This is a genomic window from Microlunatus sagamiharensis, assembly GCF_900105785.1.
Taxonomy (GTDB): domain Bacteria; phylum Actinomycetota; class Actinomycetes; order Propionibacteriales; family Propionibacteriaceae; genus Microlunatus; species Microlunatus sagamiharensis.
In genome coordinates this window covers 1272291-1286226 of record NZ_LT629799.1, presented here as the reverse complement: position 1 = coordinate 1286226, position 13936 = coordinate 1272291, and the positions used below count along the sequence as shown (strand labels likewise).

Sequence of the window (13936 nt, the reverse complement as noted above, 5' to 3'; positions counted from 1 at the left end):
GCTGCGAGACTTCGGGCGCCGCCGGGCCGCTGCCGGTGTGACGTCCGTGCGGAGTTCGCGTGGAGTTCGTGCCCGAGGTCACTCGTCTGGGAGCATGCTCGCCATGCGCGGCATCATCCTCGCCGGGGGCTCCGGCACCCGGCTGCACCCGGTCACCCTCGGGATCAGCAAGCAGCTCGTGCCGGTCTACGACAAGCCGATGATCTACTACCCGCTCTCGACGCTGATCTTCGCCGGGATCTCCGAGGTGCTGGTCATCACGACGCCGCACGACCGCGACGGCTTCGAGCGGCTGCTCGGCGACGGGTCGCAGTTCGGGATCTCGATCTCCTACGCCACCCAGCCCTCCCCCGACGGCCTCGCGCAGGCCTTCGTCATCGGCGCCGACTTCATCGGCGACGAGAAGGTGGCCCTCGTCCTCGGCGACAACATCTTCTACGGCTCCGGCCTGGGCACCCAGCTGCGCACGTTCAGCGACGTCGAGGGCGGCGCGGTCTTCGCCTACTGGGTCGCCGAGCCGCGGGCGTACGGCGTGGTCGAGTTCGACGCCGACGGCCGCGCGGTCTCGCTGGAGGAGAAGCCGGCCGAGCCGCGCTCCAACTACGCGGTGCCCGGCCTCTACTTCTACCACAACGACGTGGTCGAGATCGCCCGCGGCCTCGAGCCGTCGCCGCGCGGGGAGTACGAGATCACCGACGTCAACCGCGTCTACCTCGAGCGCGGCCAGCTCCAGGTCGGCGTGCTGCCGCGGGGCACCGCCTGGCTCGACACCGGCACCTTCGACTCGCTGAACGACGCCGGCAACTTCGTCCGCACCCTCGAGGCGAGGCAGGGGCTGAAGGTCGGCTCGCCCGAGGAGGCGGCCTGGCGCCTCGGCTTCCTCACCGACGACGAGCTGGCCGAGCGGGCGACGGCCCTGCAGAAGTCGGGCTACGGCACGTACCTGCTGGAGATCCTGAGAAGAGGGCGAACGGCCTGAGGTCTGCCCCCGCTCCCGGGTAGCGTGCGCGGGGCCCGGCAGGCAGCACGCCAGACCGGCAGTCGACAGACAGGACCCCCATGACCTCGCGCCCCCTCCACTCCCGCGCCCTGCTCGCCGGGCTGGCCGCCGCCGCCCTCGGCCTGACGCTGACCGCCTGCGGGGGTTCGGAGAGCTCGTCCACCTCCTCGCAGGCGGCCGCGCCGGCCACCAGCGCCGCGGCCCCCGCGTCGTCGGCCCCCGCGTCGTCGGCCGCCCCGTCCGAGAGCGCCTCAGAGAGCCCCAGCCCGAGCGCGAGCGCGAGCAGCGGCACCGCCGACGTCAAGAAGGTGTGCGACACCCTCAGCGCGGGCGACGTGTCCAAGCTGACCGGCGTCAAGCTCAAGAAGGGCACCTCGACCGACCTCGGCCCGTCGAACATCTGCCAGTGGACGCCCTCGGACCCCAGCGACGGCGACGCGGCGATCTTCAGCGGCCAGGAGGGTCCCCTCCCCGGCCCGCTGAGCCAGGTCGAGGGCGAGCTCAAGAAGCAGTTCGACGGCTCGGTCGACAAGATCTCGGTGCAGGGCGCCGACGAGGCCCGCTACATCAAGGGCAAGAAGTCGGGCGTCAACGTCATCGACGTCCTCGCCGCCAAGGACGGGGTCTTCTACCAGGTCCTCGTCGCCGCGCCCAAGGACGTGACGCAGCACAAGGACGGCGCGGTCAAGATCACCGAGGCCCTGATCCAGGCCGCCTGAGCCTCGACGCCCCCGCGGGGCGACGCGTCAGCGTCGCCCGCGGCGGGCCTGGAGGTAGTCGCTCACCACGAACTCGCCCAGGCGCCCGATGTCGGGGGTGAACACGCGCCCGCCCGCGCGGCGGGCGATCGCGTCGACGAAGCGGGCCAGGCCGGGGTCGTCGCCGAGCATGAAGGTGTTGAGCGTCGCGCCGTAGCGGGCCAGCTCGTCGACCTGCGCCACGGTCGCGCGGATGGTCTCGGGCGTGCTCGGCCAGCGGAACGCCGCACCGCCGTCGCCGGTCAGGTGCGCGGTCGGCTCGCCGTCGGTGACGACGAGCACGACGGGCTCGGCGTCGGGGTGCCGGCGCAGGTGGCGCGTGGCCAGCAGCAGCGCGTGCTGCAGGTTGGTCCCCTGGATCCACTCGGGCTCGGCCTCGGCGAGCTGGACCGGCGTGAGCCGCCGCGCCAGCCGGTTGAACCCGATCACCTGCAGCGCGTCCTGGCGGAAGCGCGTCTCGATGAGGTGGTTGAGCGCCAGGGCGGTCTGCTTCATCGGGCCCCAGCGCCCGTCCTGGACCATCGAGAAGGACAGGTCGACGCAGAGCGCGACGGCCGCGGTCGTGCGCCGCTCGGTCTCGGTGACCTCGAAGTCCTCGACGTCGAGCAGCATGCCGCCGTCCTCCACCGGGTGGAGCGCGCGGCGACGGAGCGAGTTGGCGACCGTACGGCTGGCGTCGAGGGGCAGCTCGTCGCCGAACACCCACGGCCGGGTCAGGCCAGTCGGTTCGTCGGCGGCACCGGTGCGGTGGTCGGCGTGGTCGCCGTTGCCGCTCGCCGACAGCTGGTCGAAGACGCGCTTGAGCGCGGACTGGCCGAGGCGGCGTACGGCGCGGGGGGTCAGCCGCATGCCGTCGTCGCCGCGGGACAGGTAGCCCTGCGCCTCCAGTTCGCGCTCGAGGTCGCGCAGCGCCTGGAAGTCGCGGACGGCCTCGTTGCCGAGGCGCTGCTCGAGCAGGTCCACGTCGACGTCGTCGAGGGTCGAGCCCCACCCGCTCTGCGAGATCTGCGCCTCGAGGGCCTCGAGGTCGGCCAGCTCGGCCACGGCCTCGACCGCCTCGGAGTAGCCGAGGCTCGGCTGACCGGGTCCGCCGCGCATGCCGGCGTCCGAGCCGCGGTCGAGCCCGGGCCGCAGCGAGCGCAGGTTGTCGCTCAGCTGGGCCATCTCGGAGGCCAGGTCGGCGTCGGAGAGCGCGTCGGACATCAGCTGGCCGAGCTGTTCGCGCTGCTCGGGGCTGAGCGAGTTCATCATCCGCTGCGCCGCGGCCTGGCGCCGGGCGAGCGCGTCGATGAGCTCCTCGATCGTCTCCGGCTGCTCGGGGAAGAACTCCCCGTGCTTGTCCATGAACTCGCTGAACGCGTCGGTCGTGTCCTCGCTGCGCGCGTGCTTGGCGAGCAGCTGGTTGAGGTCGGCGAGCATGTCCTTGACCCGGGCCATCGCCTCGGGGTCCGGGTTCTCCAGGGCCTGCTTCATCCCCGCGAACTGCGCGTCGAGCACCTCGCGCTGCAGCATCTGCTTGATCTGCTCGTACGTCTGACGCGCCTCGGGCGAGGTCCAGTCGTAGCCGTCGAGCCCGCGCACCGCGCCAGCGACGTCGTCGGGCAGCGTGTCGAGCTCCATCTCGGCGAACCGGGCGTCGTCGCCGTCCTGGCCGGCCAGCGCCTCGCGCTCGGCGGCGAGCGCCTGGTCGAGCGCCGAGCGCACCTGGTCGAGCGTCCCGCCCAGGTCACCGCGGCGCCGGGCGGCGTTACGCATCTTGCGGATCTTCTCCGCGAGCCGGTCGAGGCCGCCGCGGCCGTCCAGCCCCTCGCGCAGCAGCTCGCGCAGCGAGTCGCGCACGTTGCCGGCCGACAGCACGTCGGAGCCGATCTTGTCGATCGCGGCGCGCACGTCGTACGGCGCGGCCAGCGGGTCGGGCCCACCCCGCCAGGGCCCGTACCGGAACCTGCCGTGCGGATCCCCCGGCTCGTACCTCTCAGCACTCACGACCCGAACCTAGCCCCGCCCTCCTAGCGAACCCCGGGCTCGCCGCCGAGCGGTAGCTTGCCGCGCCGAATCGGGCCGGGTTGACGCGGCAACCTACCGCTCGGCGGAGGTCTGGGGCTCAGCCGGCGACGACCTCGAGGATCGCGTCGCCCCACTTCCCCAGCTTGTTCGCACCGACGCCGGACACGGCGCCGAGCGCGTCGAGCGAGGTCGGGGCGCTCGAGGCGATCTGGCGGAGCACGGAGTCGTGGAAGACCACGTACGGCGGCACCCCGGTCTCCTTGGCGGTGGCCGCGCGCCACGCCCGCAGCCGCTCGAACACCGCCTCGGCCGGTCCGTCGAGGGCGACGGCCGCAGCGGACGAGGACGACCGCCGCCTCGACGCCGACGACCGCGCGGCCTTGGGCGCCTCGCGGCGCAGCATCACGGGGCGCTCACCCTTGAGCACCGCGGTCGAGCCCGGGGTGAGCATCAGGGTGCCGTAGCCGTCGGCGACGCCGAGGAGCTGCTGGGCCAGCAGCTGGCGCACCACGCTGCGCCACTCGCCGGCGTCCAGCTCGGTCCCGATCCCGAAGACGGTGAGGTCGGTGTGGCCCAGCTGGACGACCCGCTCGGTCTGCTGACCGAGCAGGATGTCGACGACGTGGCCGGCGCCGTAGCGCTGCCGCCGGTCGGCGAGCCGCCACACGGCGGACAGCAGCTTCTGCGCGGGGACGGTGCCGTCCCAGGTCTGCGGCGGCCTGGTGCAGGTGTCGCAGTTGCCGCACGGCTCGGCCTGCTGCCCGAAGTAGGCCAGCAGCTGCACGCGGCGGCACTCGACGGTCTCGCACAGCGCGAGCATCGCGTCGAGGTGCGCGGAGAGCCGTCGCCGGTGCGCGGCGTCGCCGTCGGAGGAGTCGATGAACTTGCGCTGGGAGACCACGTCGGCCAGCCCGTACGCGAGCCAGGCCGTCGCGGGAGCCCCGTCGCGCCCGGCACGTCCGGTCTCCTGGTAGTAACCCTCCACCGACTTGGGCAGGTCGAGGTGGGCGACGAAGCGGACGTCGGGCTTGTCGATGCCCATGCCGAAGGCGATGGTCGCCACCATCACCAGACCGGGCTCGCGCAGGAAGCGGCTCTGGTTCTGCTGGCGCAGCCCTGCGTCGAGACCGGCGTGGTACGGCAGCGCGGGGATCCCCTCCTTCTGGAGGAGCTCCGCGGTCTGCTCGACCGACCTGCGCGAGAGGCAGTAGACGATGCCCGCGTCCCCGGGGTGCTCGGTGCGCAGCAGCGTGAGCAGCTGCGCGCGCGGGTTGTCCTTGGGCACGATGCGGTACTCGATGTTCGGCCGGTCGAAGCTCGCGACGAACTGCGCCGCCTCGTCGAGCCGCAGCCGGGAGACGATCTCGGCCGCCGTCGCGGCGGTCGCCGTCGCGGTGAGGGCGATGCGTGGCACGTCGGGCCAGAGGTCGTGGAGCATCGCCAGCGCGAGGTAGTCGGGCCGGAAGTCGTGGCCCCACGACGACACGCAGTGCGCCTCGTCGATGGCGAAGAGCGAGATGCGTCCGCGCTGGAGCAGCCGGACCGTCTCGGGGACGTTCAGCCGCTCGGGGGCGAGGTAGAGCAGGTCGAGCTCGCCGGCGAGGTAGGCGGCCTCGACCTCGCGGCGCTGGTCCATCTGCTGGGAGGAGTTCAGGAACGCGGCGCGCACGCCGAGCGCGGCGAGCGCGTCGACCTGGTCCTGCATCAGGGCGATGAGCGGGGAGACGACGACGCCGGTCCCCGGCCGGACCAGGGCCGGGACCTGGTAGCACAGCGACTTGCCGCCGCCGGTCGGCATCAGCACGAGAGCGTCGCCGCCAGCGACGACCGTGTCGATGACCTCGGCCTGCTGGCCGCGGAAGGCGTCGTAGCCGAAGACGGTGCGCAGCACGTCCAGCGGCGTACCGGAGGTGCCGTCGGCGGCGCGGGCGAGCGTCAGCGTGGACAGGGTCCGACCCCTTCTACGAGCCCGTCACCGGGTGGGTGGGCGACGCCCGAGCGGACCTCAGGCGGCGCCGTACACCGTACGACCGTCGACGGTCTCCTTCTCGATGCGGCGCGTCAGGTGGAGGCCCTCGAGGACGAACTCGACCGCGGCGGCGACCTGGCCGCGCGAGGCGGAGTCGCCGTAGCCGAGGCGGTCGAGGACCTTCGCCAGCCCGGGGACCGTGCCGAGCTGCGAGAGCACGTCACCGGCCGGCACCAGCTCGCCGGTCTCGACGACCGCGCCCTCGGCGAACACCGAGGTGAAGCCCGAGAGGTCCAGCCCGGAGAGCCGCTCCCGGAACGTCGCGGCGACGGCCAGGCGCAGCAGGTGGTCGAGCACGGCGCGCTCGCGCCCCTCCTCGCCCATCTCGAACTCGATCTTGCCGAGCAGCGTCGGCAGCACCGGCGCGAGGTCGCAGACGCGGGCCACGGCCCCGGAGTCGCCGGCCTCCCCCGTCCGCGCCGCGCGCCGCAGCGCCGACGCCGCGACGCCCTCGGCCGCGGCGATGGCGAAGCGGGCCGAGACGCCGGAGCGCTGGTCGACCGAGCTCGACTCGCGCAGCAGGTGCACGAAGCGGGCGAGGACCTCGAGCAGGTGGTCCCCGACCTCGGCGACGACCTCGGCCTCCTGGCGCAGCAGCGAGACCTCGTCGGAGACCTCGGAGAGGTAGTGCGTCCGGATCTCGGCGCCGAAGCGGTCCTTCAGCGGGGTGATGATGCGCCCGCGGTTGGTGTAGTCCTCCGGGTTGGCCGTCGCGACCAGCACCACGTCGAGCGGCAGCCGCAGCGAGTAGCCGCGCACCTGGATGTCGCGCTCCTCGAGCACGTTGAACAGCGCCACCTGGATCCGCTCGGCCAGGTCGGGGAGCTCGTTGAGCCCGAAGAGCCCGCGGTTGGCGCGCGGCACCAGCCCGTAGTGGACGGTCTCGGGGTCGCCGAGCGTGCGGCCCTGCGCCACCTTGACCGGGTCGACGTCGCCGATGAGGTCGCCGACCGAGGTGTCGGGGGTCGCCAGCTTCTCGGTGTAGCGGTCGTCGCGGTGGCGCCAGGCGACGGGCAGGTCGTCGCCGAGCTCGGCGAGCAGCGTGCGGCAGCGGACGCACACGGGCGCGTACGGGTCGTCGTGGATCTCGCAGCCCGCGACCTCCGGGCTCCACTCGTCGAGCAGCGTGACGAGGGTGCGCATGATGCGGGTCTTGCCCTGGCCGCGCTCGCCGAGGAGCACGAGGTCGTGGCCGGCGAGCAGGGCGGACTCGAGCTCGGGCACCACGGTGTCCTCGAGCCCGACGATGCCGGGGAAGGCGTCCTCGCCGGAGCGGAGACGCGACAGCAGGTTGGCGCGGAGCTCGGCGGCGACGCCGCGGCTCTCGTGACCCGAGGCGCGCAGCTGGCCGAGTGTGGCGGGCGCCGGGTGCGTGCCCGCGGAAGACGACGTCATGTCCAGCAACCTACGACCGGCAGGCAACTGCGCCCGGGCTCGCGCGCGCCGGTCCACCCGGGCGGCGGCGACGGCTGTCCGCCGGGCGCCTGACCGCGGCGGACGCGCCCAGACGGTAGGTTGTGGCCGACGAAGAGGGGAGCCGCCGCGACCGATGCGGACCGCGCGACTGGTGGGACCGACGGCCGACGGCACGTCGGTGGTGCTGCTGACCGAGGACGGCGAGGAGCTGACCGTCCCGCTCGACCCCGACGACCCCACGACGCGCTCCGTCCTGCAGCAGGTCCGTGAGCGCCTCGGGGCTGAGGACGGCATCCCCACCCCGGACCCCGCCGCTGCTGCGGACGAGGCACCGGCGACCGCGGCCGACGGACCTCCACCCGCACCAGCCCAGGCACGACGCCCGCCCCGACGACGGGAGACCCCCATGGACACCACGCTCAGCCCCCGCGACATCCAGACCCGCATCCGCGCTGGGGAGTCGCTGGAGGACCTCGTCGCCGCCTCCGGGATGGACCCCGAGCGCGTCGAGCGGTTCGCGGCGCCGGTGCTGGCCGAGCGCGAGCACATGGCGCTCACGGCGCTGAGCGGTTCCGTTCGGCGGCGCGGTGAGGGTTCGGGGAACCGTCCGCTGCGCACGGTCGTGGCCGAGCGCCTGCTCGGGCAGGGCGTGGACGCCGACGAGGTCGCCTGGGACGCGTGGAAGCGCGAGGACGGCCAGTGGCAGGTCAGCGCCGACTACGCGCTGCTCGACCAGGAGCGCCACGCCGAGTTCCGCTTCGACCCGCAGGGCCGCTTCTCCCTCGCCGAGGACGACGACGCCCGTTGGCTGTCCGGCGAGCGTCCCTCCCCCGTCGCCGCAGCCGTCGACCGTGACGACGAGCTCGCGCTGATCCGGGCCACGAGCGAGCCCGGCCACGAGGTGGGTCACGAGGACCTGCGGGAGGGTGCCGCCCACGGCCCGGACGCGTCGGACGCCGACCTCGACGACGACTTCCACCTCGACTCCGACGTCGAGGTGACCGAGCGCCTCGAGGTCGTCACGGAGGGCGGGTCGGACGAGGACCTGGCCGCGGCGCTCCAGGTCGTGCCCCCGGCCGAGCTGAGCCTCGAGGAGCTGGTCGTCCTCGCGACGACGGACCCGGAGTCCGACCTGACCGGCGAGGACGGCGACGAGGCCCGCGCCGACGAGCCCGACACGACCGCCCGTACGCGTGACGAGGCCGCCGAGCCCACGGTCGCCGTCGTCCGGCACCTCACCAGCGTCAGCGTCGAGGTCGACGTCCCCGACTCCCCCGCCGACGCCCCGGACGACGCGGCCGACCTCGAGTCCGTGGAGGACGCGCGCTCCGCGCTCGACACCCTCTACGACATGCTCGGCGGCGACGGCTACGCCGAGGACTCGGTCAACGTGTACGCGGGGCTGTCCGACGCCGCGGCCGTGCCCGTCGTCGACGAGCATGAGTTCGAGGCGCCGACGGCCGTCGTGGTCCCCGCCGACCCCGGGCCCGACCCGCTGGACGGACCCGCGCACGACACGCACGACACGCACGAGCTGGACGTGACGGTCGGAGCCGAGGTCGGCGAGGAAGACGAGACCGACGAGGCCGACGGGACCGGGCCGGGCGCCGAGCAGGACGCCCCCGAGGAGCACGAGGCCCCCGCGGCCCCGGCGGTACGCGAGCAGGACGGGCCGACGGAACCCGAGGACGTCGCCCTGCCGGGCATGGAGGACGAGCCGACGGCCGCCGGGCCCGCCGCAGCGTCCACCGAGGCGTCCACCGAGGTGACGCACGACGCCGCCGAGGCCCCGCCGGTCCCCGACGTCGACGAGCCCCTCATCCCGAGCCCCGGCGCGTCGCGCAAGCCCGGGCGCCGCAAGCGCGCCTCGGTCCCCTCCTGGGACGAGATCATGTTCGGCGGACCCAAGCAGAGCTGACCGCTCGGGCCCGGCGTCGGACTCAGTCCGTCGCGGGCTCCTCGCCGGTCGCGACCGGACGCTCCGGGTCGCTCAGCCAGTCGCTCCACGAGCCGGGGTAGATCCGGCCGCCCTCGAGCCCGGCCGCCTCGAGCGCCAGCAGCGCCTGGGCGGCCGTGACGCCCGAGCCGCAGTAGAGGACGGGTGCCTCGACCCCGGCGAAGGCCGCGGCGACCTCGGCCGCCGGACGGAACCGCGACCGCTCGTCGAGCAGGTCCGCCGTGGGCCGGTTCAGCGCGCCGGGGATGTGGCCGGCGACGGGGTCGAACGGCTCGGTCTCGCCGCGGTAGCGGTTCGCGGCGCGCACGTCGACGACGGGCGAGCCGACGCCGGCGAGGATCGCCGCGGCGTCGACCCGGTCGCGATGTCCGGGGTGGGCGACGAACCCGCCCGGCACCTGCGGCGCGACCGGCCCGGTCTCGACCGGCAGCCCCGCCGCGACCCAGCCGGCGTAGCCGCCGTCGAGCACGCGGACGTCGCGGTGCCCGGCATCGGTCAGCAGCCACCACAGCCGCGCGGCGTAGAGCGACGTCGCGCCGTCGTACGCGACCACGGGCACGTCGTCGTCGACGCCCGCGGCCCGCATCACCGCCTGGAACGCCTCGGGGTCGGGCAGCGGGTGCCGGCCGCCGCCATGGCCGTGCGGCCCGGACAGCTCGGTCTCCAGGTCGACGAACACCGCGCCCGGCAGGTGGCCCGCCTCGTGCTCGGGCCGCCCGGGCGGACCGGTCATGCTGCCGCGGACGTCGAGGAGGACCACCCGCTCCCCGCGGTCCAGCCGCGCGGCGAGCTCCTCCGGCTCGACCAGCACCCGGCTGCGGGCGTCGCCCTGGTCCGTGCTCATGCGTCTCCCTCCGTCGTGCCGAACGGCAGCGTCTCGGCCAGTCCCGCCTGGGCCGCCGACCGGGTCAGGCGGGCCCGGTGGTGGCGCCGGCAGAGCACCTCGTACGCGACCTCGACCGCGCCCGTCCCGGGCACGGCCTCGTCGCCGAGGTGCTCGGCGTCCAGCTGCTCGATGTCGCCGATGACGACCTGGTCGCCCTCGAGCACCATCAGCCCGTCCACCGTGCGCGCGTTGTGGGTGGCCCGGCGTCCGCACCAGCAGAGCGCCTCGACCTGCAGCACCTCCATCGAGTCGCACAGCTCGACGAGCCGGCGCGAGCCCGGGAAGAGGTGGGTCTGGAAGTCGGTGAGGATGCCGACGGCGAAGACGTCGATGTCGAGCTCGTCGACCAGCCGGGCGAGGTCGTCGACCTGCGCCGCGGTGTAGAACTGCGTCTCGTCGCAGACGACGTAGTCGATGCGCGCGCCGCCGCTGAGCTGCTCGACGACGTAGCCCCAGAAGCCGAAGGCCGGGTGCACCTCGACAGCCGGGCGGCGCAGCCCGAGCCGGGAGGAGATGATCGCCTCGCCGGCGCGGTCGCGGCTGGTGAACAGCCGGCCCCGGCGGCCTCCCGCGGTGTGGGTGTGGTCGATCTGCAGGGCCAGGGTCGACTTGCCGCAGTCCATCGGACCGGTGAAGTAGCGGAAGGACGCCATCGTCGGGGGTGCTCCGGCGCTCAGCCCGTGACGGAGCCCTGGGAGGCCAGGACGCGGGCGGCCTCGCGGACCGCGGAGACGTTGATCCGGCCCTGACGGGACCCGGCGAGCTTGGCGGCGATGTGGTCGCGGACCGTGACGGGCCCGTACGCCTCCCCGGCCTCGCTGCCCCAGGCGCTGGCGTCGAGGTGCGTGGGCAGGGTCGCCACGACGGCGTCGACGTTGCCGTCGTGGAAGTACGCGGCGGAGCGGCGGCGCTCGATGCGGCCGTCGACCACCGGCGGCTTCACGCGGTGCAGGGTCGACATCCAGCGGTCGTTGGTCAGCCGGGCGGTGAGGTCGCCGAGGTTGACGAGCAGGGCGTCGTCGGCCGGGTCCACGTCGTGCCAGCCCCCGTCCCGCCCGAGGACCTGCAGCCCGGCCACCTGGTCGGCCCACAGCACGGTGACCAGCCCGAAGTCGGTGTGCTCGCCCATCCCGGTCAGCTCGCCGTCGAGGGTGATCTCGCCGGGCGGCAGGGCGTAGTTGTTCATCCGGAGCACGTCGATGGAGTGGTCGGTGAGCTCGGAGAAGAAGGTCGGCGGCAGGTCGAGCGCGGCCGCGAAGACCCGCAGCAGCGTGCGGGCGACGCGCCCGGCCTCGGCGAAGTACGTCTCGACCCGCTCGCGGTAGCCGGGCACGTCGGGCCACACGTTGAGGCCGTAGTCGGCCTCGTCGAGGTCGAGCCCGGTGAAGGAGCGCGCCTCGACGCCGACGTTGAAGGCCTCGAAGAAGTCGTTCATGCGGGTGGCCGACTCGACGCCGAGGCTCAGGCTCAGCGACTCGCTCCTGGGGGCGGAGTAGCCGCGGTTGGCCGGGACCTTGTACGCGAGCTTGTCCTCCAGCGGGAGCCCGAAGAAGTCGTCCATCGCCGAGGCCAGCCCGTCGACCGTCGACCGCGGGACCCCGTGGCCGAGGACCTGCACGAAGCCGACCGTGCGGCAGGCCTCGTCGAGCTCGCGGGCGACGCGGGCGCGAGCGGCGTCCGCCTCGGGGCCCTGCTCCTCGCCCACCCAGGGCGTCAGGTCGATCGCGGGCACCGCGAACGTCGCGTGCTCGGTGGCTGCCTGGGTCATCGGTCGTCCTTCCCGCCGGCTCGTCCGGCGCATCCGTGCTGCAGTGGCCGTCGGTCAGGCGGTCGCCACGACGAGCGGGACCACCATCTCGGCCGCGGTCAGGGAGGCGTGCATGCCCACGAGCTCCATCTCCTGCGGGAAGGTGCGCGTCATGAACGCCCACTCCCCCGTCGGCGCCGCGACCACGTCGCCGTAGCGCTGGAGGACCTCGTCGGCGACCGGACCGAACCAGCCCTCGTCGACGGCCTCGTCGCGCGTCCGGACCCAGGCCCGTCCGCCGAGCCGGTCGCTCCAACGCCGGGCGACCGACCGCGGGTCGTCGCGGTCGACGTACAGGTGCCGGAAGCGCGCCTCACCCGCCACCACGGTGACGCCCGCGGCCAGCTCGGGCTCGTCCTCGATGACCATGCGGCGGTCGGGGGCGACGTCGACCATGCCGTGGTCGCCGGTGACCAGCAGCACCACGTCGCTGGGCAGGGCGTCCCGCAGCCGCGCGAGCATGCTGTCGACCCGGGTCAGCCGCTCGCGCCACTCGGCCGACCCGCAGCCCTTGGCGTGCCCGGCGTGGTCGAGCTCGCGCTCGTAGCCGTAGACCAGCGTCCGTTGCCCGCGCGCGGCCGCGTCGGCGACGAGGTCAGTGCGCAGCTGGACGTCCTTCTCGCTGGGGAACGGGACGAAGGTCGGGCCGCGCAGCGCGGCCTGGGTCAGCCCCGTGCGCGCGAAGCGCTGCAGCGCGACCGAGCTCACCCGGACGCCGGCGGCCGCAGCACGCTCGAACATGGTCGGCTGCGGCTGGTAGGCCTCGGGGACGAGGTCGGACTCCCAGGTCAGCGCGTTGAGGACCTCGCCGGTGGTGGGCACGCGGGAGGTGATGCCGACCAGCCCGTGCTGCCCGGGCGGCAGCCCGGTGCCCAGGCTCGTCAGGCTGGTCACCGTCGTGGCGGGCACGCCGGAGGTCAGCGAACCCTCGCCGAGGTGGCTCGTGAGCCACGGCGCGTACGCGGCCGCCCCCTCGAGCAGCGCGCGGCCGAGGCCGTCGACCAGGAAGACGACGTAGCGCTGGGCCGCGGGGAGGCCGAGCACGTCGGCGTCGCAGCCGGGGACGCCCAGGTGGTGGCCCACCGACGGCAGCAGGTCGGCGAGCGTCGAGCGCCCGTACGCGGGGACGAGCGGCCCCACCGGACCCGCGTCCGGCCGGGTGACCGGGGTGGTCGCGGCTCCGTCGACCGTCACACCGCCGCCGCGCGCTGCAGCGTGGTGGAGAAGCGCACGAGCCGGGCGACGCGGTCCGCCCCGTCGGCGGCCGCGCTCATCCGCACGGTCAGGTCGTCGCCGGCCATGGTGCCGGTGTAGCCGTGGTCGGCCTCGCACTGCGGGTCGTCGCAGCCGGCTGGCTCGAGGTCCACGCGGCGCACGCCGTCCCAGCCCACCGTCAGCCACGTCTCGCCGACCCCGCCGGAGCCCGGTCGGTAGCGCTCGGGCTGCGTGACGACGCGCGTCAGCACGACGGAGTTGATCTTGGACAGCGGCACCGACTCGGTGGACGACGCGGCGTGCGTGCCCGTGGCGGGCGGCTCGGCCGGCTGGTCGTCGGTGTGCCCGACGACCAGGCGCGTCGGCGTCAGCGCCAGCACCGTGACGTGGCGGTGGATCTCGTCGTGGTCGAAGGTCGGCTCGTGGTGCACGACGAAGTCGAGGAGCTCCTCCTCGGCGACGGCGAGGGTGATGCCCTCCTCCACCAGCTCGGGGAAGTAGCCGGTCGCGTCGATGTCGGCACGCAGGTCTTTCCGCGTGGAGCCCAGCCTCATGCCGGTCATCCTGCCACGCACCGCTGCCGCCCCTGGGACGGTGAACTCGCGACCCGCGCCTGGCGAGCACGGGCTCGATGCTCGTCGACCGGATCAGGAGCCCGGAGGTGATCTCGACCGCGTACCCGCAGCGGTTCCTGAGTCTGTCGAAGGGCCCGGAATGGCTCGGCGTCGAGGTAGCGGCAGGAGCCGAGCTCTTCGAGGCCCTTCGACAAGCTCAGGGGGCGTGGTTGCGGCCCGCCCCAGGGTGAGGGGAATCCGGAACCTCGAAGGCTGATCCAGCCACGATCCCTGAGCCTGTCGAAGG

The 13936-nt window shown here is 74.0% G+C and carries 11 protein-coding genes; 3 read left to right on the top strand and 8 right to left on the bottom strand.

Translation table 11 applies throughout. The annotated features are described in order from the left end of the window. Positions 1-103: 103 nt before the first annotated feature. Positions 104-979, top strand: a complete 876-nt coding sequence (gene rfbA, locus BLU42_RS05825) for a glucose-1-phosphate thymidylyltransferase RfbA (protein ID WP_091079537.1) — start codon at positions 104-106, stop codon at positions 977-979. 80 nt (positions 980-1059) lie between these two features. Continuing rightward, positions 1060-1719: a hypothetical protein gene (locus BLU42_RS05820; protein WP_091073647.1), complete on the top strand. Its 660-nt coding sequence runs from the start codon at positions 1060-1062 to the stop codon at positions 1717-1719. Positions 1720-1746: 27 nt separating this feature from the next. On the opposite strand, the gene BLU42_RS05815 is transcribed toward BLU42_RS05820, so the two are convergent. The 3 genes from BLU42_RS05815 to BLU42_RS05805 all read right to left on the bottom strand — a co-directional run bounded on the left by BLU42_RS05815 (position 1747) and on the right by BLU42_RS05805 (position 7189). Continuing rightward, positions 1747-3744, bottom strand: coding sequence for a vWA domain-containing protein (locus BLU42_RS05815; protein ID WP_091073646.1), 1998 nt, complete (start codon positions 3742-3744; stop codon positions 1747-1749). A 118-nt stretch (positions 3745-3862) separates the two neighbouring features. Then, positions 3863-5656 carry a DNA helicase RecQ gene (gene recQ, locus BLU42_RS05810; protein WP_231918463.1) on the bottom strand — a complete coding sequence of 598 codons (1794 nt, stop codon included), beginning with the start codon at positions 5654-5656 and terminating at the stop codon, positions 3863-3865. Positions 5657-5770: 114 nt separating this feature from the next. Beyond that, positions 5771-7189 carry a sigma 54-interacting transcriptional regulator gene (locus tag BLU42_RS05805; RefSeq protein ID WP_091073644.1) on the bottom strand — a complete coding sequence of 473 codons (1419 nt, stop codon included), beginning with the start codon at positions 7187-7189 and terminating at the stop codon, positions 5771-5773. Between the two features lie 154 nt (positions 7190-7343). On the opposite strand from BLU42_RS05805, the gene sepH reads away from it, so the two are divergent. Then, on the top strand, positions 7344-9128 hold the full coding sequence (sepH, locus tag BLU42_RS05800) for a septation protein SepH (RefSeq protein ID WP_172825757.1): 1785 nt from the start codon (positions 7344-7346) through the stop codon (positions 9126-9128). Positions 9129-9150: 22 nt separating this feature from the next. On the opposite strand, the gene BLU42_RS05795 is transcribed toward sepH, so the two are convergent. The 5 genes from BLU42_RS05795 to BLU42_RS05775 are packed head-to-tail and all read right to left on the bottom strand — an operon-like array spanning position 9151 to position 13629. Next, positions 9151-10011: a sulfurtransferase gene (locus BLU42_RS05795; protein WP_091073642.1), complete on the bottom strand. Its 861-nt coding sequence runs from the start codon at positions 10009-10011 to the stop codon at positions 9151-9153. Then, positions 10008-10706 carry a thymidine kinase gene (locus tag BLU42_RS05790; RefSeq protein ID WP_091073641.1) on the bottom strand — a complete coding sequence of 233 codons (699 nt, stop codon included), beginning with the start codon at positions 10704-10706 and terminating at the stop codon, positions 10008-10010. The genes BLU42_RS05795 and BLU42_RS05790 overlap by 4 nt, the downstream gene beginning before the upstream one ends. A gap of 20 nt (positions 10707-10726) precedes the next feature. Continuing rightward, the gene (locus BLU42_RS05785; RefSeq protein WP_091073640.1) at positions 10727-11821 is read right to left on the bottom strand and encodes an isopenicillin N synthase family dioxygenase; all 1095 of its coding nucleotides are present in this window, start codon (positions 11819-11821) and stop codon (positions 10727-10729) included. A gap of 54 nt (positions 11822-11875) precedes the next feature. Further along, complete coding sequence (locus BLU42_RS05780; protein WP_231918462.1) at positions 11876-13054, bottom strand: alkaline phosphatase family protein; 1179 nt, start codon at positions 13052-13054, stop codon at positions 11876-11878. Continuing rightward, the gene (locus BLU42_RS05775; RefSeq protein WP_091073639.1) at positions 13051-13629 is read right to left on the bottom strand and encodes a DUF5998 family protein; all 579 of its coding nucleotides are present in this window, start codon (positions 13627-13629) and stop codon (positions 13051-13053) included. The genes BLU42_RS05780 and BLU42_RS05775 overlap by 4 nt, the downstream gene beginning before the upstream one ends. Positions 13630-13936 lie beyond the last annotated feature (307 nt).

Bases quoted from the DNA above. Each gene is read 5' to 3' on its own strand.
- rfbA (WP_091079537.1), top strand. From the start codon at position 104: ATGCGCGGCATCATCCTCGCCGGGGGCTCCGGCACCCGGCTGCACCCG.
- BLU42_RS05820 (WP_091073647.1), top strand. From the start codon at position 1,060: ATGACCTCGCGCCCCCTCCACTCCCGCGCCCTGCTCGCCGGGCTGGCC.
- BLU42_RS05805 (WP_091073644.1), bottom strand. From the start codon at position 7,189: ATGACGTCGTCTTCCGCGGGCACGCACCCGGCGCCCGCCACACTCGGC.
- sepH (WP_172825757.1), top strand. From the start codon at position 7,344: ATGCGGACCGCGCGACTGGTGGGACCGACGGCCGACGGCACGTCGGTG.
- BLU42_RS05795 (WP_091073642.1), bottom strand. From the start codon at position 10,011: ATGAGCACGGACCAGGGCGACGCCCGCAGCCGGGTGCTGGTCGAGCCG.
- BLU42_RS05790 (WP_091073641.1), bottom strand. From the start codon at position 10,706: ATGGCGTCCTTCCGCTACTTCACCGGTCCGATGGACTGCGGCAAGTCG.
- BLU42_RS05785 (WP_091073640.1), bottom strand. From the start codon at position 11,821: ATGACCCAGGCAGCCACCGAGCACGCGACGTTCGCGGTGCCCGCGATC.
- BLU42_RS05775 (WP_091073639.1), bottom strand. From the start codon at position 13,629: ATGAGGCTGGGCTCCACGCGGAAAGACCTGCGTGCCGACATCGACGCG.